We start from the raw sequence: 26,388 nt of genomic DNA on the forward strand, positions 1-26,388 counted from the left end.
CTTTATGATTGGGCTGCAATATCCATAATGCCCAGTGCCTATTTCTATTCTCATATTACAAGCCATCTATCTTTTTATCTATGGCCTGATCTTTGGTTAGTCGTACTTATTGTAGGCTTACTTTAGAACCCTCTTGATCAACAAGAAATACTTATTTCTGACTCAAATGTTAAAAAAAGTAACTGTTTTGCTAGAAATATACTTTGGCAAAATTGGTGAGCTATTTTCTCATTATGTGCGTTTATCCCGTTTAAATGGCTTGGGCACAGGTTCACCATAATATTGACGGTCGGCAAAATAGCTAGAACGTACCATTGGTGCACTCCAAATATTTTTAAAGCCCAAACGCTCTCCATGTATTTGATAGTGTTCAAACTCTTGCAAAGAAACAAAGCGTTGAATAGGCGCATGTGACTTAGATGGCTGTAGATATTGGCCAATGGTTACATAATCGACCCAGTGATCACTCAGGTCATTCAGCAGAACAATGACTTCAGCTTCCACTTCACCTAAGCCGACCATCAGCCCGCATTTGGTTGAAACATCTGGACAGTATTCTTTAAACTTTCGCAGCAAATCAAGCGAATGTGCATAGTCAGAACCGGGGCGCATAGCACGGTACAGGCGAGGAACGGTTTCAATATTATGGTTAAAAACATCAGGTGGATTTTCACTGAGAATTTTTAACGCAATATCCAGACGACCGCGAAAATCAGGAACTAAAACTTCAATTAAGGTTTCTGGGCTAGTTTGGCGAATTTCTTGAATACAGTCAGCAAAATGCTGAGCACCGCCATCTTTTAAGTCATCTCGGTCTACCGAAGTAATGACCACATATTTTAAATCCAGATTTTTAACCGTTTCGGCCAAGTGCCGTGGTTCATCAGGATCCAATATATTGGGTCTGCCATGCGCGACATCGCAAAACGGGCATCGGCGCGTACAGATATCGCCCATAATCATAAAAGTTGCGGTGCCACCGCCAAAGCATTGCGGCAGGTTGGGGCAAGCAGCTTCTTCACAGACAGTATGCAGTTTTTGCTGGCGTAATAAGTCTTTGATCTGCCTGATTTCTTCAGGATGGCTGATTTTGGCACGAATCCATTCTGGCTTTTGCAGGATCTTTTCGGTGGCAATAATTTTAACTGGGATGCGTGCAAGTTTCTCTGCACCCCTTAATTTTTGACCTGTTTGAACAGCGTGTTTTAAATCCATTTTAAATAGTCCATTAAATAAAATAATTAAAATATGAGAGAACATTATTATTTATAATGTCAAACCCTGTTTATATTACTTAAATTAAATAATTCAAATAAAAATAACAACAATATTAAACAAAGGTTGGTTAAAAGTTGGTTTTGATGGTTTTTTGATGATTAATAAAAAATTACAAATATTAAATTACTTCAAATTATTGTTTTTAATTACTTTATTTTGAGTAATTGTGCTTTTGCTATTTAGTCTAATATTAAAATAAATAGAAATATTTTTATATAAACAAATAAATTCTGAATATTAATTTAGAGTTTTTACATTATAAATTTTGCTTTTTATAGTAAAGAGAAAGGATTAAGAATATGCAATTAACGGAAGAGCAATTGCTAGCTGCATATAAGCGTATGCGAGATATTCGTGAATTTGAGGATCGGCTTCACGATGAAAATAATACTGGCGATATCCCCGGCTTCATTCATTTATACAGTGGTGAAGAAGCCGTTGCTGTTGGGATTTGCGAAAATTTAACCGATAAAGATTTTATTACCTCGACCCACCGTGGACATGGTCACTGCATTGCCAAAGGTTGCGATATTCACGGCATGATGCTGGAAATTTTTGGTAAGGATGACGGTCTGTGCCGCGGTAAAGGTGGTTCGATGCACATTGCCGATCTGGATAAAGGCATGTTGGGTGCAAACGGTATTGTCGGCGGTGGCCCACCTTTGGCGATTGGGGCGGCTTTAAGCGCCAAAACATTAAAAACGGGCGGCATCGGTTTGTCCTTTACTGGTGACGGTGGTTCAAATCAGGGCCTCACCTTTGAAGCAATCAATATGGCGGTGGTTTTAAAACTTCCTGTTATTTTTGTTTTTGAAAACAATGGCTTTGGTGAAGGTACTGCGCATGATTATGCCGTGGGCAGCAAAGATATTGCAGGGCGCGCCGCGGGGTTTGGTCTACCGGCTGAAAAAGTGGATGGAACAGATTTTTTTGCGGTTTATGAGGTTGCACAAAAGGCCATTGAACGGGCGCGTCGTGGTGAAGGGCCGAGCGTGATTGAAACGGTCACTAACCGTTTTTATGGTCATTTTGAAGGTGATCCGGGGCTGATCCGTTCCAAAGAAGAACTGGATTATGTGAAAGAGCATAAAGATCCACTAAAAATTTTCCGTGAAAAAGTCAAAGGCAAAATTGATGAAGCCAAACTGGATGCGATTGATGCAGCTTCAAAAGCCAATGTTGATGATGCTGTAGCCAAAGCGCGCGCAGCAAAATATCCAGAAGTTTCCCAACTACTTACCGATGTTTACGTCTCTTACTAAAGGAATAGTAAAGCAATGCCAAATAAAAGTTATCGAAATGCGATTAAAGAAGCGATTGAATCAGAAATGCGCCGTGATCCTTCGGTCATTGTGGTGGGTGAAGATGTCCGTGGCGGTCATGGCGGCAAAAATACCGACGACAATAAACTGGAAGGTTTTGGCGGTGTATTGGGTGTTACCAAAGGTTTATGGACAGAATTCGGTTCAGAGCGCGTTATTGATACTCCAATTACCGAATCTGCCATTATCGGTATGGCAGCGGGGGCAGCCGCAACAGGCTTACGTCCTGTGGCTGACCTGATGTTCATGGACTTCTACGGTGTGTGCTATGACATGCTGTATAACCAAGCAGCAAAATTCCGCTATATGTTCGGTGGTAAGGCCAAAGCACCAATGGTGGTACGCGGCATGATCGGTGCTGGTTTTTCTGCCGCAGCACAGCATTCACAGTCTCCTTATAATGTCTTTGCCTCAGTTCCCGGCTTAAAAGTCGTTGTACCGTCTAGTGCTTATGATGTGAAAGGCTTACTGATTCAAGCCATTCGTGATGATGATCCAGTGGTGTTCTGTGAGCATAAATTGCTGTATGACATCAAGGGTGAAGTGCCCGATGAGGCTTATACGATTCCTTTTGGCGTGGCGAACTATACCCGTGAAGGGACGGATGTCACCATCATTGCCTTAAGCTTAATGGTGCATCGCGCCAATGAAGTTGCAGACAAGCTGGCGAAAGAGGGCATATCAGTTGAAGTCGTAGACCCTCGAACCATTTCACCTTTGGATGAAGAAGGTATTTTAGAGTCGGTTGCTTCAACTGGTCGTGTTGTGATTGTCGATGAATCTGCTGCCCGCTGTGGCTTTGCCCACGATGTTGCAGCGCTGATTGCACAAAAAGGCTTCCACTATTTAAAAGCGCCAATTGAGTTGGTTACTCCACCGCATTCACCTGTACCATTTTCCCCTGTGCTAGAAAAAGAATGGCTGCCAAGTGCAGCGCGTATTGAACAGGCTGTACGTAAAACTTTGGAGGCTTAGGATGAGCGAAATTAAAACCTTAGAAATCCCCAAATGGGGGCTGTCCATGGAAGAGGGCACCATTGCCCAGTGGCTCATCCAAGAGGGTGAACATTTTACCAAAGGGCAGGAAATTTGTGAGATTGAAACCACAAAAATCGTCAATGTGCTGGAAGCGCCATTCGAAGGCACATTGCGTAAAATTCTCGCAAAAAATGGGGATACTTTAATTGTCGGTGGCTTTATTGCAGTGTGCGCTGAACCGCAGGTTGCAGATGCAGAGATTGATGCCTTTGTTCAGTCTTTGGGCGGTACACCTGTAGCTGCAAGCGAAACAAAAAGCGAAACAAAAACAGTTGAAGCCGTTGTGGAAAAAACTGCACCAGTTCAGGCTGAAACCGCAGCACAAGTTGTACCTGTGCAAAATAGCATTTCAAAAGCCTCAAAGCCTACTGTTCAAGGCTGTTATGTGATTCCTACAGCACTGCAAGGCTATCAGCGGTCTGAAGATATTTTCGCAACCCCGCATGCGCAAAAGCTGGCAGAGAAGCATCAAGTCAATTTGGCAAAAATTACTGGATCTGGGCGTTCAGGCCGCATCAGTGTCAATGATATTCAAACCGCTGTAATCACAGCGGGCGGTCAGTGGCCAGATATTCGTCATCAAGCCAGCGGTAAAGCGGTCAAATCGACTGCCGATGACAGCCAAATTGCCGCCACGCCAGTCGCACGTCGCCTAGCCAAACAATGGGGCATTAATTTACATGACTGCCGTGCCTCTGGTTCGCGCGGCCGTATTTGCAAGGAAGATGTTGAAGCTTTTTATGCACGTGACAATCCAAGTGTGAGCCATACGGAATGTGCGTCTGCACCCGCTCCATCTGCCGCAGTGACTACAATTGCCATGAATGGCATGCGCAAAGCAATAGCTTCACGCTTACAGTCTGCTAAACGCAATGCACCACATTTCCGCTTAATTGCTGATTTAAATGTCAATGCTATTCAGGCGCTGCGCAGCCAAATTAATGCCACGGTTCCGCAGGTTAAGCTGTCGATAAATGACATGCTGATTAAAGCTGCCGCTGCTGCCTTGATGAAAGTGCCGCAAGTCAATGTACAGTTTGATGAAGAAAATCAGCAGATTTTACAGTTTGAGCATGCCGATATTTCTATCGCGGTTGCCATTGAAAATGGCTTGATCACGCCAATTGTGAAAGCGGCGAATAAAAAGTCTTTAGCAGAAATTTCTGCCGAGGTACGGGATTTAGCCACACGCGCCAAAATAGGAAAGCTTGCGCCAGATGAATTTCAAGGCGGCAGTTTCAGCATTTCAAATTTGGGCATGCTGGGCGTGAAGCAGTTTGATGCAATTATCAATCCACCACAGGGTGCTATTTTGGCCTTAGGCGCATCGGAGCAGCGTGCAGTAATTGAAAATGACCAGATCGTGATCCGCCAAATGGTAACAGCAACTTTGTCTTGCGATCACCGTGTGATTGACGGTGCTCTAGGTGCGAAATTTTTAGCAGCTTTTAAGCAGTTTGTTGAAAATCCTGCATTGATTTTGGTGTAGGAGATTGAACATGTCAGACATTCAATTTGATTTGATCGTCATTGGTGCTGGGCCGGGTGGCTATGTAGCCGCCATCCGCGCAGCCCAGCTTGGACTAAAAACTGCGGTGGTTGAGGCCAATCATTTGGGTGGCATTTGCTTGAACTGGGGCTGCATTCCAACCAAAGCACTATTGCATGGTGCAGAACTTGCTCAGCAGCTCAAGCATAGCCAGCAGTTTGGTTTTAGTGTAGGTACTGTTGATTTTGATATAACTCAATTGGTGAAGCATAGCCGACAAGTATCAAGCCAATTGGTGCAAGGCATTGGGCAGCTGCTGCAAAAAAATCAAATCACGGTTTTTAATGCCAAGGCTAAGTTTACTGCGAAAGAACGCTTAGAATTGACCGATGCTGCGGGGAACAAGCAGCAGCTTTCTGCACCGCATATTATTGTCGCAACTGGAGCACATGCAGCGTTACTGCCTCAAGTGCCTGTCGATGGAAAATATGTCTGGAGCTATAAAGAAGCGCTGATACCTGAACAGTTGCCGAAATCATTGCTGGTGATTGGTTCGGGAGCAATCGGCAGTGAATTTGCCAGTTTGTATCATGACTTGGGTTGTGAAGTCACTTTGCTGGACATCGCCAAGCAGATTCTGCCGACAGAAGATGCGGAAGTGGCGCAGTATGTGCAAAAGCAGTTTGAGCAGCGCGGTATGAAAATTCTGACCGAAGCTACAGTGCAAAGTTTGCACATTCAAAATGAGCAAGTCACTTGCCAAATTGAAACAGCAGCGGGAGTGCAACACTTAACTTTCGACAAAGTGCTGTCTGCCATTGGCGTGCGACCAAATTCTGCCGAGCTGGGTTTAGACAGTTTGGGTATTGAATTGGACAAAGGCTTTATTAAAACCGATCAATGGTGCAAAACCAATGTGGTGGGCGTGTATGCGATTGGCGATGTTGCGGGTGCGCCATGCTTAGCGCATAAAGCCAGTCATGAAGCCATTCTGTGTGTGGAAAAAATTGCTGGTATTGCCAATGTTCATCCGCTGGATCGCACCCAAATTCCGGGCTGTATTTTTACCCATCCGCAAGTCGCCAGTATTGGCTTAACTGAACAGCAAGCCAAAGCAGCGGGTTATTCAGTCAATATTGGAAAATTTCCATTTCAGGCCAACGGCAAAGCATTGGCTTTAGGCGCCAGCGCTGGATTTGTCAAAACCATTATCAACCGTGAAACGGGCGAATTGCTGGGCGCACATATGGTTGGGCATGAAGTCACCGAGCATATTCAAGGTTTTGCAATTGCCAAGTATCTTGAAGCCACCGATGACAGTTTAGCTCAGGTGATTTTCCCGCATCCGACATTATCTGAAGCGATGCATGAATCTATTTTATCGGCCATGCAACGTGCAATTCATATTTAAAACTATAGGTTTTTTAGGGCCTAATCGGAACGCATAGCGTTTTAACTAGGTCCTGAATAAGCCCATCCACAGCACTTAAATCACATTTAAATAGTGCTGCCGATTTTAGGCAGCCAAGCAATAATTTGGGAGCAGTTATGAAAGCAGCGCGTTTTTATGATCGAGGCGATATTCGCATTGAAGATATTCCAGAACCGCAAGTGACCGCAGGCACTGTCGGCATTGAAGTGGCGTGGTGCGGTATTTGCGGAACGGACTTGCATGAATTTATGGAAGGCCCCATTTTTATTCCACCGTGCGGGCATCCGCATCCTATTTCGGGTGAGTCTGCGCCAATTACCATGGGGCATGAATTCTCTGGTGTGGTCTATGCGGTCGGTGACGGCGTAGATGATATTCAGGTTAGACAGCATGTGGTGGTTGAGCCGTATATCATTGCCGATGATGTGCCGACAGGGCCAGAAGATAACTATCATCTATCAAAAAATATGAACTTTATTGGCTTAGGCGGGCGCGGCGGTGGCTTGGCTGAAAAAATTGCAGTGCAGCGCCGCTGGGTACACCCCATTTCCAATGATATTCCGTTAGATCAGGCAGCTTTAATTGAGCCTTTGTCGGTTGGGCATCATGCCTATGTCCGCAGTGGTGCAAAAACTGGAGACATTGCTTTGGTTGGCGGCGCAGGGCCAATTGGTTTATTGCTTTCCGCTATTTTAAAAGCCAAAGGTTTAACGGTGATCATTACCGAACTGAGCGCCAAGCGGAAGGAAAAAGCCAAAGAAGCTGGTGTTGCCGATTATGTGCTTGATCCGTCGGAAGTCGATGTGGTTGCAGAAGTCATGAAAATTACCGCTGACCGCGGTGTGGATGTGGCCTTTGAATGCAGCAGTGTCAATAAAGTCATGGATACTTTGGTGACTGCAATTAAGCCGACAGGCGTGTTGGTCATTGTTTCGATTTGGAGCCATCCTGCTACAGTCAATGTGCATAGCGTGGTGATGAAAGAGCTAGATATCCGCGGCACGATTGCCTATGTCAATGACCATCAGGAAACTATTAAATTGGTTGAACAAGGCAAAATTAATTTAGCGCCATTTATTACCCAGCGTATTGCGCTGGATGATTTGGTTTCGGAAGGTTTTGAAACGCTTATTCACAACAATGAATCGGCAGTTAAAATTATTGTTCATCCGTAGCAGATTTAAAAAACAAGATTAAAGCGCGTCAAACAAGCTATGACTTAAAAAGTACAGGAAAATGAATAAGCAGTGGGGATAGTGAGGGTTTGACGCAAATAAACTGCAATATAAAAGGAACGTAGTATGCCAAGAGGTTTAAATAATAAAGTCGCTCTAATTACAGGTGCAGCACAAGGGATTGGTCGTGGTATTGCCTTACGCTTAGCGCAAGAAGGCGTACATTTGGCTTTGGTGGATTTATCAGTAGATAAATTAAAAAAAGTGCAGACTGAGGTTGAAGCATTGGGGGTAAAAGCGACAATTTTTAATGCCGATATCAGTCAACTGGAGCAGATTACCCAAGCCATTCAACATACCGAGCAACAATTAGGTGGCTTCGATATTATGATTAATAATGCGGGAATTGCTCAAGTGCAGGCAATCAGTGATGTGAGTCCAGCAGAGTTCCGCAAAATTACGGATATTAATGTTGGAGGTGTGTTGTGGGGTATTCAGGCTGCTGCCAAGAAGTTTATTGAACGTCAGCAAAAAGGGAAAATTATTAATGCCGCATCTATTGCAGGGCATGATGGCTTCGCTCTGTTGGGTGTGTATTCCGCGACTAAATTTGCCGTACGTGCATTAACGCAAGCGGCAGCAAAAGAATATGCCAGTCATGGCATTACTGTAAATGCCTATTGTCCGGGTATTGTGGGTACAGACATGTGGGTGGAAATTGATAAGCGGTTTTCTGAAATAACAGGTGCACCGATGGGTGAAACCTATAAAAAATACGTTGAAGGAATTGCTTTAGGTCGAGCGCAAACACCCGAAGATGTGGCGGCACTGGTTGCATTTTTAGCCAGTGAGGATTCTGACTATATTACAGGGCAATCCATTTTAACCGATGGCGGGATTGTATATCGCTAAGCGTGGGTGACAAACAACAACCCGTTGTATTTGCATATTCAGGATCTGCAACTTGAGGGTAAGCGTTTTGCTGTTGAGCATAATCACAGGATTATTTCAAAATCTCAACTTCAACATATTCTCTTGCAAGATCACGATTGTATTGAAATTATTCATGCCGTAGGTGGCGGTTAATTCGGAGCGTACATGGAAGACGACACACTTATTATTGGTTCAAGAACATTTAAGTCACGTTTATTGGTAGGAACTGGGAAATATCAGGACTTAAAGGAAACAGATTTAGCCATTCAAGCCAGTGGTGCAGAAATTGTGACGGTGGCGATTCGCCGTGTCAATATTGGTCAACATGCTGACCAGCCCAATTTATTGACAGTTCTTGCGCCAGACAAATATACCATTTTACCGAACACCGCAGGGTGTTTTGACGCGCAGAGTGCTGTGCGTACCTGTATGTTGGCGCGTGAACTGTTGGATGGACATAACCTCGTCAAGCTTGAGGTTCTAGGTGATGAAAAAACACTTTATCCAAATGTTATCGAAACGCTAAAAGCTGCACGGACATTGATTGATGATGGTTTTGAAATTATGGTGTATACCTCGGATGACCCAATTGTTGCTCAAGAATTAGAAAGCATGGGCTGTGTTGCAATTATGCCTTTGGGGAGTTTAATTGGCTCTGGGTTGGGGATTTTAAATCCACATACACTTTCAATTATTAAAGAAAATGCCAAAGTTCCTGTATTGGTCGATGCGGGTGTGGGAACAGCAAGTGATGCTGCTATTGCTATGGAACTAGGCTGTGATGGTGTACTCATGAACACTGCAATTGCAGCAGCACAAAATCCGATACTGATGGCATCGGCAATGAAAAAAGCCGTTGAAGCTGGGCGTGAGGCTTTTCTTGCTGGACGTATGCCACGTAAACGTATGGCGAGTGCCAGTTCACCTGAAACCGGCTACTTTTTCTACAATAGAAGTTGAATTATTTGGGGCAGCATTGCATCAAGTCAGTCATATAGGCATATGACTGACTTGATTGTTTTAATATTTAGCTTTTAGTGTTAACAGGAAACTTCTTGGTTCACCATAAAAGTTTCCATAGCCGGAGGTGCCAATCGTGCTGTAATATTTTTTATCAAATATATTATTAGCATTTAAAGAAACATTCAGGTTAGGATTGATTTCATATGCTGTCCGCAATGACCAGACCGCATAGGCCTCCTGTGCAAACTGATAATCAATCATAGGACTGCCATATTGATTGGTTACAGGGTCGTATGTTGGTACTCTGCCAGACTGGAAGCTTTTACTCTGCGCATTTACCCCGCCGCTAATGCTTAAGCCTTCAAGAAATTCTGAAAACTTATAATCTGTCCATATTTTCAATAAATGTTTTGGCGTTAAGGTGCTGAACTGCGCATCATTCTCTCGACGGTCTTCATTTTCATTAAATGTATAGCCGAAAGAGATATTCCAGCTGTCGGTAATTAAACCATTCAATTCAACGTCAAAGCCTTCACTACGCTTACTTCCGGCTGCAACATAGCAGCACCATGAATTGCTGTTGGCAATAGACTGCCAGCCTAAACTTACCGCTTCATTGTCTTTTTTAATTTTAAAATACGCTAAAGAAGCCAGCAGCTTCGGCGCTAATTCAGTTTTTATGCCGAATTCCAGATTACTGCCTTCAACCGGCATTAATGATGGCCCTGTCTGCGTTTCCAGATATTTCCCTTGCGGCGTATAAATTTCTGCGAAGCTGCCGTAAATTGTAGTATTAGCAAGCAGGTCATAAGTTAAGCCATAATAAGGCGTAAATTTTTTATCTTCCTTATATATATTTTTATTACCTGTATTGTGGTTTTGTATTTCAATTTCATCTTTAAAAGCGTAGCGCCCGCCTAATATCACTGCAAGTTTATCCGCAGGCTTAAGCTTTAAAGAACCATAGCCGGCTGTCGTGTCGCTTTTATTGGTGCTGTTTGTTGTCCATGAATTTGGTGGATAATCCCACTCAGGCGGCTGCGCAGGGTTAAAGGGATTGCCTTTGCCGTACGAAGTCCAATTTTGCTTGTAATCTTTGGTATTGTATTTTGAATCCAAACCTATAATTAGTTCATGCTGCTGTCCCAGCCAGTCAAAGCTTCCCTGTAAATTTGCATCAGCAGTAAATTCTTTAAATTCCGTATCATCCTGATAACGCCACCATGTAGATTCTAAGGTCTGGTAGTTGACGGCATCTTCCATTTCCGCGCCATTAATGCCGTCATCCCCCATGTTGTAGCGCAAGTTTAAGCGGGTCTTCCACTGATCATTCAGGTCATGCTCAAGGTTGGCGAAAACTGCAATATTTTCTCTTTCCATCCAGCTCCACGGCGCGCCCATTGTTGTGCTGCGGGAAAATCCAATATCTGCGCCATCTTGCCAGCGGGGTAAGCTGGCATTGAAGGCATCGGTTTTATCTTTTTGATAACTGGCTCCTGTAAACAGGCGGGTTTGCGGCGTTAAGTCAAAATTAAGCGCACCATAAAGCATTTCACGGCGATTATGGGTCGGTTTATAGAAAAAGTCCTGATCTTGAAGTACTGCAACTGCACGCCCTTGAATAGTCTGATTGGCATTTAAGGCTCCAGTTGCGTCCAGTTCAGCTCGGTAGTTATTCCAGCTGCCTGCTGACAGCACTGCCTGATAAGCCGTTTCTGCCTGAGGGCGTTTATGGCTTAAGTTGATTACCCCTCCAGCTTCACCAGCACCAAAGAGGCCATCGGCGCCGCGCAGCAATTCAACAGCGTCATACTGCGCCATATCTGCGCTGTTATTCCGATCCTGAATATCGGATACGCCGCCGCCGTCGTAGCGGATATTCTTAATTGTTAAGCCGCGCGAAGTGTAGTTGTTGTTTAGCCATAATTGTTCTCGTGTCACACCTGTGGTTTGTAGCATGACATCATCTAATGTTTTTAAACCTTGTTGATCCATACGTTCACGCGAAATAACCGTTACGGATTGAGGTACTTCTTTTAAATTTTGTGCTGACTTTCCGACATTAACCATATGTTTGTCAGAAGCTGCAACCATTGAAATAGTGGGTAATTGTGATACACCCAATTCATTTTTGCTGCTAGATACTCGGTTTTGACTGTCTAAATGTGCAGCTTGGCTATGAATCGGTGCTAATTGAACGACTGGAGCATCTTGAGGTGCAGTAGCTGCTTTAGCTTGAATACTATATCCACCACTGGCTATTTTTACTGGCTCTAATTGATGTGGTGCTAACAATAATGCCAAAGCTTGCTCAGTTGAATAGTGACCGTTTAAGCCTGAACTTTGCAATTTAGAAAGAGTAGCGGAATCATAACTAAGGGTAATACCTGACTGGATAGCCAACGCTGTTAAAGCTTGATCCAGTGATTTTTTTGCAATGGAAATATTGTGCTCAGTCGCTGCATATATAGATGTCGTTGTCATGCTACATACAGCGAGTGGCATGCCTAAAAAGATTGCACGGATAGCAAGAGCCAAGGCATTATTTGCTCGATATTCCTTCATGAGATTTCTCGTCTGAGAGTATGTTTCTCTATAAGTCGGACAAGAACAAATAAAAGCTCATTTTTATGTAGTTTTTTTTAATTTATAATTTAATTGAACTAAAACTCTAGGTTTTATAAAAATAGGCATCTAAAGATGCCTATTAAAAAGCGCCAATAGCGTTAACTGTTACCAGTCATATTCCAGCCCAACTCTAAAGTTTATTGGCGCGCCATAATAGCTATTTCCTGTTGTTAAATAATACTTTTTATCAAAAAGATTATTTAGATTTAAGTTTGTCGTCAAATTATTCGTGATTTTATAACGCGCCATTAAATCCACAACACTATATTCACTTTGTGTGAACTTTCGATCCGCAGAATGGATTTCATTTTGCCAACGTATGCCACCGCCTATAGTCAACGCTTCGTCAAAATAGGGTAGTGTGTATGTTGTAAATAGCTTGGCCGTGTTATTTGGGATATTGGTATTGAGTGCATCACCTTTACTATCTTTAGATATATTTCGCGTAAAACTGGTAGAAATTTGCCACAAATCCGTTAACTTTCCTGTGGTTTCTAACTCAAATCCTCTGCTTTTTGTACCTGATTCAGTTCGATAAAATCTAGTTCCATTTAGAGCGGGTATATCTAGTGCAATCGCTTTATTGTCTTCTTTGGTTTGATAAATGGCAGCACCAATGTTTAATTGGTTATCAAAAAATTCACCTTTTATCCCAATTTCGGTGCTATTTCCCACCAATGGATCAATAAAAGTCCCAGCGGTGGTTTTTTTATCTTGAGGCGAAAAAATAGTGGTGTAGCTGGTGTAGGCTGTCCAATGGTCAGTAAAATCATAGGTTAGGCCAATATAGGGAATAACCTCACCATTTTCTTCATGTGGTGTAATTGTGGTCTTGTTAGATGCATTGATATGCTCTTTTTTTACACTTTTCCAATCTTCAAGTCGTGCCCCTAAAATAATGGCTACCTGATCCGATGGTTTTAAGCGAACTGCACCAAAAATAGATTGGCTACTGTCTTCGCTTCCATACCAGCCATTAATTTGTGTTGCCGGACGACTTGGCGTACTGCCATTCCATGCGAAGATATTACCTAAAACACCATCCCAAGACATTCCATTATTCCAGCCTGAATAAGTTGGGCGTTCATTGTCACTTTTGGTATAAGTTGCACCTAAAACCATTTCATGGGTTTGATTAAATAAATCAAAAGAACCATTGAGTGTTAGGTTGAATAAATCTTGAGTCGGTTCATAGTCCCAGCGTGTTGCATAAAGCATTGCACCAGCACCAGTTTGTTTATTAATACCAGAACTATATGTATAGCCGACAACTTCATCTGAAGCAGTAATGGTTCGAGATACTGTACCTTTGATTTTCCAATTTTCATTGAATTGGTGTTCAATATCTGCAAAATAAGCCGTTGTTGAACGATCCGAATACGTCCAGTTTGCTGCTGCTGAATCTGAACGTGACCAATTAATTAATGTGCCATCCGTATAAAAGGACGGTAAGCCACCACGGGCAATACCTGAAATATCAATTTTTTGATAACTGACACCAAGACTCGCTTTGGTTTGATCAGTTAAATCTGCTTCTACCACACCATAAGCCACTTTGCGTTCTTCACTCAAGCGGTCAATATAAGAGTCGCCATCTTGATAGGCCAGTACTGCACGACCTCGAATGCTGCCAGATGCATTTAGTGGGGATGACACATCAATATCTGTTCGATAGGTATCCCAAGATCCAGCACTAGCACTGATAGAGGCTTTGGCATTCTGTAAAGGTTTTTTCCGTACCATATTAATACTTGCACTGGCTGTACCAGCTCCAGTCATTAATCCATTTGCACCACGAACCACTTCAACGCGGTCAAACAGTGCCATATCCTGACTTTGGAAAATGCTTGAATATGAATTAAGTAGCTTCACACCATCGAGTAAATAGCTATCTACTTGTTGACCACGTGCATAAATTGGCGAGTTATCACTACCGATGTTCCCACCCTGATTAATCGTCAAACCCGCAGCTTGATTAACGACATCTGTCAATTGTGTTAGATTTTGATCTTTCATTTGCTGATTAGTAATGACACTAACCAATTGCGGTGTTTCTTTTAAACTAAGTGCCAAGCCTGTGGAAGCCGTGGTTGCTTTTGCCGTATATGAACCAGAACCCTCAGTAGTTAAAGTCCTGCCTTGATTGGCTGTTAAAGAGATGGTTGCTAATTGTGCCGAATCTGTTCCTGTCGCGGGTCGTTCATTTGCTTGATGCTGAGTGGTAACTTGAGGTTTTTCTGTATTGGTTTTGGCTTGAATGCTATAGCCACCACTGGCTGTTTTCACGGAATTTAACTGATGCGGTTGCAGTAAGAAAGCTAAGGCTTGATCTACAGAATAATTTCCTTTAAGTGCTGTGCTCTTTATTTTCGACAGAGAGGCGGTGTCATAACTAATGGTTGTTCCTGTTTGAATAGCGAGCTGTTTAAGAGCTTGGTCAAGGGATGTAGAAGCAATAGATATAGGATGCACATTGGCAGCATAGATAGCGCTGGTGGTAAAGCTGGTTACAACCAAGGGCATACCCCATAATACTGCCCGTATCGCTATTGCCAAGGTACTTTTTGCCTGATAATCCGTCATGCGCTTTCTCGATTAAGAGTGTATTTCTCTATAAGTCGGATGTCGCAGAAAAAAAGGTCAAATCTTTATTTATTTTTAATCTTCAAAAGATAAGGACTATAAAAATTCAGCTCAAGTTGATGTGTATAAGCCAATGTTTCTAAGCTTTGCTGTGTATTTTTGAGTGAGAAAACACCAGATACAGGTAGTGCTTTAAGACTCTCATCCAGAAAATAAGTTCCTTTCCTATAACGGTAGAGTTCAGATAAAACTTTTTCTAAAGGCCATTTTTCAACCACTAAAAGTCGTTGCGTCCAATAAGGATGATCATTTTGAAGTACGATTGATTTCGAAATATTGTTGTCATCAAAAACAACGCGATGACCTTGCTGAATAATACGGGTTTCTGTCAGCCGATCAGCACGTATGGCTACGGCATGTTGATAAACGCTCACTTTTGTTTTGTGACTATTTTCCTGACGAACCGTAAACTGTGTACCTAGAGCTTCAACTTGACCATCTTGTGTTTTCACAATAAAGGGACGATGCCTTTTTTGATCCTTAGCGGTTTGAATATAAACTTCACCTTCTATTAACTTAACCTGACGTTTTTGTGCTGAAAATTGAATATTGACATAACTGTTACTGGATAAAATCAGTTGTGAACCATCTTCTAATAGCACTGATTTAATTTCACCCACTTCAGTGTGATAGTCCGCTTGCCATTTTGCCCATGGAAAACAAGATGCCATGAATCCAAGGAAAAATAGTCCTGAAAGGCTAAATACAATATTTCTTTTGAGTGACGAATGAAATTTTTGTTCGGAATTCACCAACAGTTCAGGTTGGAAGTTTGCTGGAAGGTTAGATAGGCCGTGCGTCAGTCTTTCGATTTGCTGAATGGCTAAGGCATTTTGTTTGTTTTCTGCTTTCCACTGCTCGAATTGTTGACGTTGCAATTCAGTGACTTCTCCTGAATGTAACAAGACCAGCCAATCTGTAGCTTCATCTATAACATGTTCAGGAATGGGCTGAGAAGCAGACATAAAGACCCGTGGTAAATTAAATTAATGTTCAGAATTATAAAGATTTATACAGGCGAGAAAAGCCTGTTTCATATCACGTTTTACCGTTGCTTCAGAAATATTTAACTTTTCAGCGATGGCGTAATAGGTCAGACCATCCAATTGTGACAATAAAAAAACTTGAGCTGTACGTTGTGGAAGTTTTTCTAGCATTAAATGAACTTGGTATAACGTTTCCCGAATACACACTTCATGCTCAGCAGAGGGATAAAATTCTTCGGGTAAATGAGCCAGTGCTTCTAAATATAAACGTTCAATATGTTGACGACGCCAATGGTCAATAATCACATGTTTTGCTATACCCATTAACCAAGCTTGCGGTTCTTTAATACTGGTAAAACAATAATTACTTTTTAAAGCGCGATAAAAAACTTCCTGACTTAAATCTTCTGATTGATGGTGATGCTGAAGTTTATGCTTAAACCAAGACAATAAGGTTGTTTGATGCGTTTGATAAACATGGCTCAGCCAGAGCTGTTTTTGTACATTCAGATTCATAGTTTTGCCTATTGGCTTGGCGACAACAATCCTAAAATTTGTACTGAAAATTAGGAGGTAATGATTTACCTGATAATCTTAATAAGAATCATTCTTAAACGCAACAACTAAAAGTTACAAATCGCAACATTTGTGATGAGCTTTTTTTTTATTTCACTCGTCTTAGTAGTAAATGCCAGTAATGGCTGTACAGCAGTTTCTGCATGTTAGTAGTGAATAGATAAATGAAGCCCATGATTTTTAGACTGAATGATCAGCAGCATTACCGCTTTATGGTACTGCTGCATATTTTGCTTGCCTCTTTGGGCGGTTTTTGTATTGCCAATTTAACCGTGCCAGTCATTGGACTAATGTTTCCAGAGCAATTGGCGCTTGCTGTATATGCTGGACTGCAACTGAGTTTTGTGGTGTGGCTGGTTTTTATCTTGGCCATATTCAGTATTAAAAATGTGTTTCATGCGTTCTGCCTGACTTTAGGCTGCATTGCGGGTTTAGGTTTATTGGCAGTATTACTCAAGCCGTGGGGAACGCTATGAAGGAAGGCTTCCGCCAGTGCATGGCTTGGCTACATACATGGACTGGCTTAGTGGTCGGTTGGGTGCTGTTTTTTGTATTTTTAACTGGAACAGCAGGCTATGTGCAGATTGAACTGACGCGTTGGATGCAGCCAGAAAGGGCTATGCAGGTTGCAGCCGTTCCAGCTGAAGCAGATCAATTGGACAAAGCTTATACTTATCTGAAACAGCAGCAAGAAGCACAGCAGGCTGAGCGTTGGGGCATCAATTTACTGTCAAATGCGCGGGGCTGGGATGAATTCTCCGTGAACTGGTCGCTGCCTGCGCAGGAAGGCCAGCGCTACGGTGAATACCGCACTCAAGTTTTGGATATAAACACTGGACAGCCGCCAGTACAGCAGCTCAAGCCGCGGGAAACCGCTGGCGGAGATGCGCTGTACCGCATGCATTATGCTTTACATTATCTGCCTTATGACTGGGCCATCCGCATCGTCGGGATCTGTACCATGTTCATGTTCGTGGCGATTATTTCGGGTGTCATCACCCACAAAAAGATTTTCAAGGACTTTTTCACTTTCCGTCCCGCCAAAGGTCAGCGTTCATGGCTGGATGCGCATAATGTCATCAGCGTAATTGCTTTGCCGTTTTATTTGATGATCACTTATAGCGGGCTGATTTTCTTTGCCAATGCCTATATGCCCTTTGGTGTGCCGATGGTCTATGGTTTTGACGAGAAAAATTCAGAGCGCTACTACGCAGAACTGTATCCTAACTCACGCTTTGGTGCAGAGACTTCTATCGCTTCGCAGTCGATGGGACAGAACGCGCAGCATTTTGTGCCAATCCAACCTGTATTGCAGCAGGCGCAGCGGGAATGGGGAGCGCATAGCATTGGCAGCGTGAATTTCTATCCAGCCAAAGGTGAAGTACCTGCCAAAGCAGAGCTCTATCAAATCAGCCATGACAGCATTGCTAGACAACGCACCTCGCTAAATTTTGATTTATCCAATGGAAAAAAAATTGCTGACAATCCATCTAATCAGGACAAAGCACCAATGCAATTTGCCACGACTGTATTGGGATTACATGAAGGCTCTTTTGCCTCACCGCTAATTCGGATTCTGTATGTCATCACAGGACTGTTGGGTACAGCGATGATTGCGACAGGTTTGGTGCTGTGGACAGTAAAGCGTAGACCAAAACAGCTAAAAGCCGAACGTATGAGCTTTGGTCATGCACTGGTGGAGCGATTGAATATTGCCATGATTGCGGGGCTACCTTTAGCGATTGCCGTATATTTTTGGGCCAATCGTTTAATTCCAGCACATCTGGCTGATCGGGCCGCTTGGGAAATCCACAGTTTATATATCACTTTGGCGCTAAGTTTTCTTTATGCGCTGTGCAGGCCAATTGTACGCGCTTGGCTGGAAATTCTGAGCGCTGCTTCCCTTGCTTATTTGTTACTGCCGCTTCTGAATGCGCTGACGACAGAACGGCATTTGGGGGCTTCGCTGGCACATCAGGACTATGTGCTGGCCAGTATTGACCTTGGCTTTGTGTTTTTAGGCAGTGTTCTGGCTTGGGCTGCCTATAAAGTTTGGCTAAAGCGTGAAGCAATTTTAAAAAAGCCCGTAGCCAAGGCCAAGCGCCTGCCAAAACAAACTCAAGCTGCTGCGGTTCTGGTCAGTGAGGAGCTGCCATGAGCCTTGATGCAGTCAATATTTTAACTGCCTGCGCGCTTTGCTATTTGGGCATGTTCGCATTGAACCTTTCTATGGAGCGCAATGCCAAATTAGTCCTGAACCGTGTGCTTCCTTTCAGACTGGCCAAGCTCAGCTATGGCTTGGGCTGGTGCAGTTTACTACTTGCATTATGTGCTGGCATTTTGGCATGGGGCTGGGCGGTCGGCATTACGGCATGCTTTGGCATTGCCACTGCGGCCGCAGGCTGCATCGTTTTTATTCAGTCTTACCGACCTCGGCTGAATTTACATTTTTCTGTAGTCCTGCTGTGTTTGGCGCTTGGGCTGCAATTTTTTCGAATATATGGGTAAGCGTTGTTCATGAGTGATCTAACTGAAAATTTAAACCACCAAAAAAAGCCTCTTGCCCCTAAATTTAAATATTTAACTGGATTGATTCTTATTCTGGCTTTGGGCGCAGGCTATGGGTATTGGGCAGCCGCATCTTCTAAGCCTACAGAGGAGTTTAGCCAATGGAGTAAGCCTGTTCCCGTGCGGGTCGTTGCGGTTGAGCGCCGTGATTTAAGCGTTGAATTAAAAGCCATTGGCACGGTTATTCCTGCGCATACGGTAAATGTTCAGAGTCAGGTTTCGGGCACGTTGCAACGTATTTATTTTCAGGAAGGCCATTTGGTTAGCAAAGGTCAATTGCTAGCGCAAATTGATCCTGCACCTTTTCAGGTGGAATTGGCTCAGGCGCAAGGCACGCAGCAGCAAAATTTGGCGCAGCTGCGCAATGCCGAAACTGAGCTGGCGCGCTATCAATTGCTATTTAAGCAGGACTCGATTGCGAAACAACAGGTGGAGCAACAGCAGGCTTTGGTGAATCAACTGAAAGGACAAATTCAGGCCAATCAGGCACAAGTGGATGCCGCGAAACTGCAACTGTCTTATACCAAAATTTATTCTCCCATTGCAGGGCGAGTTGGATTTAAGCAAAAAGATGCTGGTAATTTAATTCAGGCCAATGAAGAAGCTGGCTTAGTCACCGTGACACAGGTTCATCCAATTTATGTGCAGTTTGCGGTGGCGGAAAACTATTTAGACACCTTGCGCACAACAGCCGGCAAAGGGCAGAAAGCGCAAGTCAGTGCATGGGACAAAGCCGAGCAAAAGCAATTGGCTTTAGGACAGGTGCAGGCTTTGGATAATCAGATTGATCTCAATACGGGGACATTGAAATTAAAAGCGGTGTTTGATAACCGCGATGATGCGCTGTTTCCGAATCAGTTTGTCAATATCCGCTTGAATGCCCAAACCATTCGGGATGCGGTCAGTATTCCGAATGATGCTATTCAGCATGGTGCAAAAGGCACTTATGTCTATGTGATCAATACTCAAAATAAAGCTGAAATACGCATGCTGAAGTTGGGCGTGACTTCGCAGGGCCAAACCGAAATTTTAGCTGGGCTAAATGGAACAGAACGTGTGGTCTTAGAGGGGATAGATCGGCTATCGGATGGGCAGGAGGTACAAATTGTGCAGAACAGTCCGCAAGCGGTTGTTTCAATTCCACCGACTGCTGGATAAAGCATGAATATTTCACGTTTCTTTATTCTGCGCCCCGTCGCCACCGTGCTGCTGATGCTGGCGTTACTGTTCAGTGGGCTGCTGGTGTGGCGTCTTCTACCAGTTTCCGCCTTGCCACAGGTGGATTATCCGATTATTCAAATTTATACCTTTCAGCCGGGTGCTAATCCAGATACGGTGCAGCGCACGGTGACGGTGCCGTTAGAACGGGAAATGGGCAAAATTGCAGGCTTGAAGCAAATGTCTTCGAACAGTTCAGTCGGAGCATCGGTCATCACGCTGCAATTTGAATTAAGCGCAGAACTGGGTGTGGTGGAGCAGGAAGTACAGTCAGCACTCAGCACAGCCAGCAGCAAACTGCCTAGTGATTTACCTACACCACCAATTTATCGCAAAGTTAATCCAGCCGATGTTCCGGTTATTACGCTGGCGGTCAGCTCCAAAACTTTAGCGCTCACTACAGTCTATGACATGGTAGATACACGGGTTGCGCAAAAACTGTCACAGCTTTCAGGGGTTGGTATGGTCAGCCTTGCTGGCGGGCAGCGTCCAGCCATACGGGTGCAGATGAATCCTGCTGCTTTGGCGGCTTATAAAATGAGCGCTGAGGATGTCCGTGCAGCAATTAATGCGGCCAATACCAATCAACCCAAGGGCAGTTTTGATGGGCCTTACCGCACCACCATGCTAGATGCCAACGACCAAATCCGCTCTATTACGGATTATGAAAATCTGATTTTACGCTGGAACAGCGGTGCGCCGATCCGCCTAAAAGATGTCGCGAAAGTGATTGAAGGCAGTGAAGACCGATACATGGCGGCATGGGCGGACAGCCAGTCTGCCATTCTGGTTAATGTGCAGCGCCAGCCGAATGCCAATGTTATTCAGGTGGCGGATCAAATTAAGCAGGTTTTGCCAGAACTACAGCGTAATCTGCCTGAAAATGTGCAAATTAGGGTACTGACAGACCGCACGGAAAGCATCCGCAGCGCCATTCAGGATGTACAGAAAGAGCTGGTATTTGCAGTTTGCCTTGTGGTGATGGTGACGTTCCTGTTTTTAAGAAACCTGTCTGCCACTATTATTCCGAGCATTGCGGTGCCACTGTCAATCATCGGCACCTTTGTGCTGATGCATTTTCTTGGCTTTTCGGTCAATAACCTGACGTTGATGGCTTTAACCATCGCGACAGGCTTCGTGGTGGATGATGCGATTGTGATGCTGGAAAATATTGCACGGCACCGCGAATCGGGGGAAAGTCTGCTACAGGCTGCGCTCAAAGGGTCAAGGGAAATTGGATTTACCTTAATTTCTTTAACTATTTCGCTGATTGCCGTGCTGATTCCTTTGTTGTTTATGGGCGATGTTGTTGGTCGGCTGTTCCATGAATTTGCTGTGACTTTAGCAGCGGCAATTGGCTTATCGCTTATTGTATCTTTAACTTTGACCCCGATGATGTGCGCTTATTTGCTTAAAGATGCAAAACATGCGCCACGCCGTAGCCGCTGGAGTTTGGATCGGATTATTCAGCGCTATGGCAAGGCGCTGCAATGGGTATTTCAGCATCAGGCACTAATGCTTGCGGTGATGCTTGGCACCGTAGTTTTGGCTGGTGCATTGTACTGGATCATTCCTAAAGGTTTTTTCCCCATACAGGACAGTGGAGTCATACAGGTGGTGACCGAAGCACCAGATGATATTTCCTTTACGGCGATGGGTGAACGGCAGCAGGCACTGGCCAGCCAGATTTTAAAAGACCCTGCGGTTGAGAGCTTATCTTCATTTATCGGCATTGATGCCAATAATCCAAAACTCAGCAATGGACGCATTCTGATTAACCTGAAAGCGCATGCCGAGCGCGACAGTGCAGATCAGGTCATAGCGCGCCTGAAACAGCAGTTCAGCCATGTGCAGGGAATTAAAGGCTGGATGCAGCCAGTGCAGGAGCTCAGCATTGAGGACAAAATCAGTCGGACTCAATACCAACTGAGTCTAACCGCAGCCAAAGTGGAAGATTTGCAGCAGTTTAGTCCTGTCTTTGTCGAAGCTCTACGGCAGCAGCCAGAGTTCTCGGACGTTGCTAGTGAAGACGGAGGTCAAGGTCTGCAAGCATTTATTGATGTCAACCGCGATGCGGCTGCGCGTTTAGGCTTGAGTATTGAAGATATCAGCCGAGCCTTACAGAATTTGTTTGCGCAGCGCCAAATTGCTACTTTATATACGCAGGCGAATCAGTACCGCATTGTGCTGGAACTTGACCCCAGCTTGACGCAAGGCATTGATGCGCTGAATCAAACCTATATTCAAAATGCCAGCGGTGAGCCAGTGCTGCTCAGTTCCGTGGCTGTGGTTGTGCAAAAGCGCACTCCAGTTCTTTTGCAGCAGCAGGCGCAGTTCCCCGCCCATAGTGTGTCTTTCAATTTAGCATCGGGAGTTTCCCTTGGTGAAGGCATTCAAGCCATTCACCGTGTTGAAGATTCTCTGAATCTGCCAGCAGAGGTCAACGTGCAGTTACAGGGCGCAGCAGCGGCCTTTGAAAACTCATTGCAGCATACCTTTTGGCTGGTGTTGGCAGCCATTGTGACCATGTATCTGGTGTTGGGCATGCTGTATGAAAGCTTTATTCATCCAATTACCATTCTTTCGACCTTGCCTTCAGCGGCCATTGGTGCGCTGCTGGCGCTGTTTATAGTTGGCCGTCCACTGGATATGATTGCTTTAATTGGCATCATTCTGCTGATTGGTTTGGTCAAAAAAAATGGCATTATGATGGTGGATTTTGCCTTAGCAGCACAGCGTAATGACGGTCTCTCAGCGCAGCAGGCGATTTATCAAGCTGCCTTAATGCGCTTCAGGCCAATTTTGATGACCACGCTGGCAGCTCTCGTTGGAGCCATTCCTCTGATGCTGGCTTCAGGTTCTGGTGCTGAACTGCGCCAGCCTTTGGGCATTGTGATGGTGGGCGGCTTGATTTTAAGCCAGTTGCTGACATTATTCACCACACCCGTAGTTTATCTGTTCTTTGACCGCTTGCAACAAGCCCAGTCGGCAGTGCCAGCCATGAATGAAACGGGAGATGCGCCTTGAGCCTACTTTCCACTTTTATTCACCGTCCAGTGGCCAGTGTTTTACTGGTAATCGCGATTGTGCTGCTGGGTATATTGGCCTATTTTCGCTTGCCAGTCGCGGCCTTGCCGCAGGCAGATATTCCAACTATTGTGGTTCGGGCCAGCTTGCCAGGGGCCAGCCCTGAAAGTATATCGGCTACGGTTGCCGCACCACTGGAACGTGCCATGATGGGCGTTTCTGGGGTAAAAAGCATTAATTCATCTAGCAACCAAAATGCCACACAGGTGGTTTTACATTTCGACCTAGATACTGATATCAACGAAGCAGCGCGAGAGGTGCAAGCAGCCATTAATGCCGCCATGTCGCAGCTTCCTTCTGGCATGCCCAGTCCACCTGAATATTTTAAGATCAATCCGAGCCAAAGCCCGATTTTTTATTTGGCATTCAGTTCAAAGCATCTATCGGCTGGCAAGCTGTATGAAATTGCCAGCAATCAGTTACAGCCAAATTTGGCACAAATTAGCGGTGTTGGTGATGTCAGCATTGATGGGGCATCCATGCCAGCGGTGCGGATTACTTTAAATCCGAATGCGCTGATTTCGCAAGGCATATCACTGGAGCAAGTGCGTGAAGCAATTGTCAAAAGCAATGTGCAGCAGGCTTTGGGTGTGGTGGAAACTAAGCAGCTGCGCTGGCAGGTGGCGCTCTCGGCCAATTTGAAAAATGCTGCGGATTTTGCCAATTTGGTTATTCATCAGCATGGTCAGACCGCCGTTCGCCTTAAAGATGTAGCCGAAGTTCAGGATGCGGTAGAGAACCGTTATGTCAGTGGTTTTCATAATGGTGAACCTGCGGTGATTCTTAAAATCAGCCGGCAGCCGAATGCCAATACCGTGGCTGTAATTGAAAAAATTAAACAGAAACTGCCGCAGCTACGTTCGCAGATTCCCGCCGATGCGCAGCTCAGCATTGTGATGGATGGTTCGGAAATGATCCGCGCTGGATTAAATGAAGCGCGTGATACTTTACTGTTTTCGATGCTACTGGTGATTATTGTGGTGGCGTTGATGCTGGGGCGTCTGCAAAGTGCTTTGGTTCCAAGCATTACGATGCTGGTTACCCTGATTGGCGCGTGCAGTTTGATTTATTTGGCGGGTTTTTCGCTGAATAATCTCTCCATTATGGCGGTAATTGTGGCGATTGGCTTGGTGGTGGATGATGCGATTGTGGTGCTGGAAAATATTGAGCGTCACATTGAACAGGGAGAGCCGCCTGTGCAAGCTGCCCTTAAGGGCATTCAGGAAGTCGGCATGACCTTAATTGCCATGAATCTGGCCTTGGCGGTGATTTTTATCTCCGTGCTGTTTATGGGCGGTGTGATCGAGCGGCTATTTAGGGAGTTTTCTTTAACGCTGGTATTTATCGTGCTTTTATCGGTTTTCATCTCGCTGGCACTGACACCAAGTTTGTCGGCACGCTGCCTGAAACCGCTTGAAAGCGCTAAACATAATGCTTTATACCGAATCAGCCAAGGCTGTATGCAGAAACTCAGCCAAGGCTATTTGCATTCCTTAAAATGGATGATCGGGCATAGCTATGTGGTAATTTTACTGTGGGGCAGTGCCATTGCAGCTTCGGTCTATCTATATCAGGCACTGCCGAAACGGGTACTGCCCGAACAGGACACTGGGCGCGTTGAAGCGTTTATCCGCGGTGATGACGGATTTTCTTTCCAGATTATGCAGCCGAAAATTGCGGCGTTTAGCCAAAGCCTGTTAAGCGATCCAGCAGTCAAAGATGTGATCGGCACATCGGGCGGTGCAGGCGGAACAACCAATTCCTTTTTAATGGTGAACCTCAAGCCTAAGGCCGAGCGTGAGGGTAAAGCTTCACATGAAATTGTCGAGCGGATGAAGCAAAATGCGCCGTGGCAGGCTGGCGCAGTTTTTTCAGCATGGGTTGAACAGGAGCTTGAACTGGATGATCCATTTTCCAGTAGCAGCGGTCAAGATCATATGCTACTGCTCCAGTCAGATAATATTGCACTATTACGTGAATGGGCGCCAAAAGTTACCCAAGCGATGCAGAAGCTGCCGCAGTTGGAAGAAGTGGAAACTACGGGCGATGAAGGCGCACAGCATGTCACGCTGGATATTGACCGTGAAGCAGCGCAGCGTTTGGGCGTGAATATTGAAAGCATTTCCAGCGTGTTGAACAACTCATTTTCGCAGCGCCAGATTTCTACGATTTATGATCAAAGCAATCAATTTCATGTGGTGATGGAAGTTGATCAGCAGTTTACCCAGCAGCCAGAATCACTGACCAATGTGAAAATTCCAAATCAGCAAGGCGAATATGTGCCGCTCAGCAACTTCGCTACATGGTCTTATGGCATTAGTAATGATCGGGTTTACCGACGTAATCAGTATGCTGCCATGGGCATTGGCTATGTGGTGAAGCAAGGCTACAGTGCTGAACAGGCGGATGCAGCCATTCGCAGCCTTTTGCCAGAAATTATGCTGCCGAATGAGATTTTCATGACCGCAGACAAAGATGTAGAGGCAGAAAGCTTACAGGCAGGATTAAGTACACCATTACTAATTTTAGCAGTGATTGGTCTGATTTATATTCTACTGGGGGTGACGTATGAAAGCGTAATGCATCCCTTAACGATTTTATCCACGATTCCAGCGGTCGCCTTAGGTGCATTGCTGACGCTGTGGTTGTTTAATTTTCAATTCACCTTAATTGCACTGCTGGGTATGTTTCTGCTGATTGGCATTGTGGTGAAAAATGCCATTCTGCTGATTGATTTTACTTTGCAGGAACGCCGTGCAGGAAAATCTGCCCGTGACGCAGTCCTGTCGGCAGCGGCATTGCGCTTCCGCCCGATTTTAATGACCAATACAGCGGCTTTGCTGGGCGCTATTCCTTTGGCATTCAGCTGGGGTGAAGGTGCGGAACTGCGCCAGCCTTTAGGCGTGGTCATTGCTGGCGGCTTAGCGCTGGGGCAACTGCTGACGCTGTATACCACACCCATTATGTATTTGCTGTTGGAAAAAACAGCGCAGCAATTTCAACGATTAAATATAAAAAATGCCTTGAGCTTAGGAAAATAGGAACAATGTGG

Annotated in this window: 19 protein-coding genes; 14 read left to right on the forward strand and 5 right to left on the reverse strand. The window is 44.7% G+C overall.

What is annotated here, in order from left to right; translation table 11 throughout:
* Positions 1–231 precede the first annotated feature (231 nt).
* Complete coding sequence (gene lipA, locus BLV99_RS12230) at positions 232–1,215, reverse strand: lipoyl synthase (RefSeq protein ID WP_092691136.1); 984 nt, start codon at positions 1,213–1,215, stop codon at positions 232–234.
* A 362-nt stretch (positions 1,216–1,577) separates the two neighbouring features.
* On the opposite strand from lipA, the gene BLV99_RS12235 reads away from it, so the two are divergent.
* The 8 genes from BLV99_RS12235 to BLV99_RS12270 all read left to right on the forward strand — a co-directional run bounded on the left by BLV99_RS12235 (position 1,578) and on the right by BLV99_RS12270 (position 9,627).
* A complete protein-coding gene (locus tag BLV99_RS12235; protein ID WP_086185291.1) occupies positions 1,578–2,540 on the forward strand; it encodes a thiamine pyrophosphate-dependent dehydrogenase E1 component subunit alpha in 963 nt (320 codons plus the stop codon).
* A gap of 15 nt (positions 2,541–2,555) precedes the next feature.
* Positions 2,556–3,575, forward strand: a complete 1,020-nt coding sequence (locus BLV99_RS12240; protein WP_086166653.1) for an alpha-ketoacid dehydrogenase subunit beta — start codon at positions 2,556–2,558, stop codon at positions 3,573–3,575.
* A gap of 1 nt (position 3,576) precedes the next feature.
* Positions 3,577–5,127, forward strand: a complete 1,551-nt coding sequence (locus BLV99_RS12245; protein ID WP_092691044.1) for a 2-oxo acid dehydrogenase subunit E2 — start codon at positions 3,577–3,579, stop codon at positions 5,125–5,127.
* A gap of 10 nt (positions 5,128–5,137) precedes the next feature.
* Complete coding sequence (lpdA, locus tag BLV99_RS12250) at positions 5,138–6,538, forward strand: dihydrolipoyl dehydrogenase (RefSeq protein WP_092691046.1); 1,401 nt, start codon at positions 5,138–5,140, stop codon at positions 6,536–6,538.
* A gap of 137 nt (positions 6,539–6,675) precedes the next feature.
* Positions 6,676–7,734, forward strand: a complete 1,059-nt coding sequence (locus BLV99_RS12255) for a 2,3-butanediol dehydrogenase (RefSeq protein ID WP_092691049.1) — start codon at positions 6,676–6,678, stop codon at positions 7,732–7,734.
* Between the two features lie 126 nt (positions 7,735–7,860).
* Entirely contained in the window at positions 7,861–8,646 is a 786-nt protein-coding gene (locus BLV99_RS12260; RefSeq protein WP_092691052.1) for an acetoin reductase, read from the forward strand.
* A gap of 6 nt (positions 8,647–8,652) precedes the next feature.
* Positions 8,653–8,820 carry a sulfur carrier protein ThiS gene (gene thiS / locus BLV99_RS12265; protein WP_092691054.1) on the forward strand — a complete coding sequence of 56 codons (168 nt, stop codon included), beginning with the start codon at positions 8,653–8,655 and terminating at the stop codon, positions 8,818–8,820.
* A gap of 12 nt (positions 8,821–8,832) precedes the next feature.
* Positions 8,833–9,627 carry a thiazole synthase gene (locus BLV99_RS12270; RefSeq protein ID WP_092691057.1) on the forward strand — a complete coding sequence of 265 codons (795 nt, stop codon included), beginning with the start codon at positions 8,833–8,835 and terminating at the stop codon, positions 9,625–9,627.
* A gap of 60 nt (positions 9,628–9,687) precedes the next feature.
* Here BLV99_RS12270 and BLV99_RS12275 read toward each other — a convergent pair whose 3' ends face one another.
* From BLV99_RS12275 to BLV99_RS12290, 4 genes are all read right to left on the reverse strand, one after another.
* The gene (locus BLV99_RS12275) at positions 9,688–12,195 is read right to left on the reverse strand and encodes a TonB-dependent siderophore receptor (RefSeq protein WP_092691059.1); all 2,508 of its coding nucleotides are present in this window, start codon (positions 12,193–12,195) and stop codon (positions 9,688–9,690) included.
* Between the two features lie 168 nt (positions 12,196–12,363).
* On the reverse strand, positions 12,364–14,841 hold the full coding sequence (locus BLV99_RS12280; RefSeq protein ID WP_092691061.1) for a TonB-dependent siderophore receptor: 2,478 nt from the start codon (positions 14,839–14,841) through the stop codon (positions 12,364–12,366).
* Between the two features lie 65 nt (positions 14,842–14,906).
* A complete protein-coding gene (locus BLV99_RS12285) occupies positions 14,907–15,866 on the reverse strand; it encodes a FecR family protein (protein WP_092691064.1) in 960 nt (319 codons plus the stop codon).
* 21 nt (positions 15,867–15,887) lie between these two features.
* Positions 15,888–16,403, reverse strand: a complete 516-nt coding sequence (locus BLV99_RS12290) for a sigma-70 family RNA polymerase sigma factor (RefSeq protein ID WP_092691066.1) — start codon at positions 16,401–16,403, stop codon at positions 15,888–15,890.
* A gap of 224 nt (positions 16,404–16,627) precedes the next feature.
* Here BLV99_RS12290 and BLV99_RS12295 point away from each other — a divergent pair, with 224 nt between their 5' ends.
* The 6 genes from BLV99_RS12295 to BLV99_RS12320 are packed head-to-tail and all read left to right on the forward strand — an operon-like array spanning position 16,628 to position 26,377.
* Positions 16,628–16,939 carry a hypothetical protein gene (locus BLV99_RS12295; protein WP_139243544.1) on the forward strand — a complete coding sequence of 104 codons (312 nt, stop codon included), beginning with the start codon at positions 16,628–16,630 and terminating at the stop codon, positions 16,937–16,939.
* Positions 16,936–18,621 carry a PepSY-associated TM helix domain-containing protein gene (locus BLV99_RS12300; RefSeq protein ID WP_092691070.1) on the forward strand — a complete coding sequence of 562 codons (1,686 nt, stop codon included), beginning with the start codon at positions 16,936–16,938 and terminating at the stop codon, positions 18,619–18,621. Before BLV99_RS12295 ends, BLV99_RS12300 begins: the two co-directional genes overlap by 4 nt.
* Positions 18,618–18,971, forward strand: a complete 354-nt coding sequence (locus tag BLV99_RS12305) for a DUF3325 domain-containing protein (RefSeq protein WP_092691074.1) — start codon at positions 18,618–18,620, stop codon at positions 18,969–18,971. Before BLV99_RS12300 ends, BLV99_RS12305 begins: the two co-directional genes overlap by 4 nt.
* A gap of 9 nt (positions 18,972–18,980) precedes the next feature.
* On the forward strand, positions 18,981–20,189 hold the full coding sequence (locus tag BLV99_RS12310) for an efflux RND transporter periplasmic adaptor subunit (protein WP_092691077.1): 1,209 nt from the start codon (positions 18,981–18,983) through the stop codon (positions 20,187–20,189).
* A 3-nt stretch (positions 20,190–20,192) separates the two neighbouring features.
* The gene (locus tag BLV99_RS12315) at positions 20,193–23,276 is read left to right on the forward strand and encodes an efflux RND transporter permease subunit (RefSeq protein WP_092691080.1); all 3,084 of its coding nucleotides are present in this window, start codon (positions 20,193–20,195) and stop codon (positions 23,274–23,276) included.
* Positions 23,273–26,377, forward strand: coding sequence for an efflux RND transporter permease subunit (locus BLV99_RS12320; protein WP_092691083.1), 3,105 nt, complete (start codon positions 23,273–23,275; stop codon positions 26,375–26,377). Before BLV99_RS12315 ends, BLV99_RS12320 begins: the two co-directional genes overlap by 4 nt.
* Positions 26,378–26,388: the final 11 nt, after the last annotated feature.

The sequence above is a fragment of the Acinetobacter kyonggiensis genome (genome assembly GCF_900107285.1).
GTDB lineage: Bacteria > Pseudomonadota > Gammaproteobacteria > Pseudomonadales > Moraxellaceae > Acinetobacter > Acinetobacter kyonggiensis.

Bases quoted from the DNA above. Each gene is read 5' to 3' on its own strand.
- lipA (WP_092691136.1), bottom strand. From the start codon at position 1,215: ATGGATTTAAAACACGCTGTTCAAACAGGTCAAAAATTAAGGGGTGCA.
- BLV99_RS12235 (WP_086185291.1), top strand. From the start codon at position 1,578: ATGCAATTAACGGAAGAGCAATTGCTAGCTGCATATAAGCGTATGCGA.
- BLV99_RS12240 (WP_086166653.1), top strand. From the start codon at position 2,556: ATGCCAAATAAAAGTTATCGAAATGCGATTAAAGAAGCGATTGAATCA.
- BLV99_RS12245 (WP_092691044.1), top strand. From the start codon at position 3,577: ATGAGCGAAATTAAAACCTTAGAAATCCCCAAATGGGGGCTGTCCATG.
- lpdA (WP_092691046.1), top strand. From the start codon at position 5,138: ATGTCAGACATTCAATTTGATTTGATCGTCATTGGTGCTGGGCCGGGT.
- BLV99_RS12255 (WP_092691049.1), top strand. From the start codon at position 6,676: ATGAAAGCAGCGCGTTTTTATGATCGAGGCGATATTCGCATTGAAGAT.
- BLV99_RS12260 (WP_092691052.1), top strand. From the start codon at position 7,861: ATGCCAAGAGGTTTAAATAATAAAGTCGCTCTAATTACAGGTGCAGCA.
- BLV99_RS12270 (WP_092691057.1), top strand. From the start codon at position 8,833: ATGGAAGACGACACACTTATTATTGGTTCAAGAACATTTAAGTCACGT.
- BLV99_RS12275 (WP_092691059.1), bottom strand. From the start codon at position 12,195: ATGAAGGAATATCGAGCAAATAATGCCTTGGCTCTTGCTATCCGTGCA.
- BLV99_RS12280 (WP_092691061.1), bottom strand. From the start codon at position 14,841: ATGACGGATTATCAGGCAAAAAGTACCTTGGCAATAGCGATACGGGCA.
- BLV99_RS12285 (WP_092691064.1), bottom strand. From the start codon at position 15,866: ATGTCTGCTTCTCAGCCCATTCCTGAACATGTTATAGATGAAGCTACA.
- BLV99_RS12290 (WP_092691066.1), bottom strand. From the start codon at position 16,403: ATGAATCTGAATGTACAAAAACAGCTCTGGCTGAGCCATGTTTATCAA.
- BLV99_RS12295 (WP_139243544.1), top strand. From the start codon at position 16,628: ATGAAGCCCATGATTTTTAGACTGAATGATCAGCAGCATTACCGCTTT.
- BLV99_RS12300 (WP_092691070.1), top strand. From the start codon at position 16,936: ATGAAGGAAGGCTTCCGCCAGTGCATGGCTTGGCTACATACATGGACT.
- BLV99_RS12305 (WP_092691074.1), top strand. From the start codon at position 18,618: ATGAGCCTTGATGCAGTCAATATTTTAACTGCCTGCGCGCTTTGCTAT.
- BLV99_RS12310 (WP_092691077.1), top strand. From the start codon at position 18,981: ATGAGTGATCTAACTGAAAATTTAAACCACCAAAAAAAGCCTCTTGCC.
- BLV99_RS12315 (WP_092691080.1), top strand. From the start codon at position 20,193: ATGAATATTTCACGTTTCTTTATTCTGCGCCCCGTCGCCACCGTGCTG.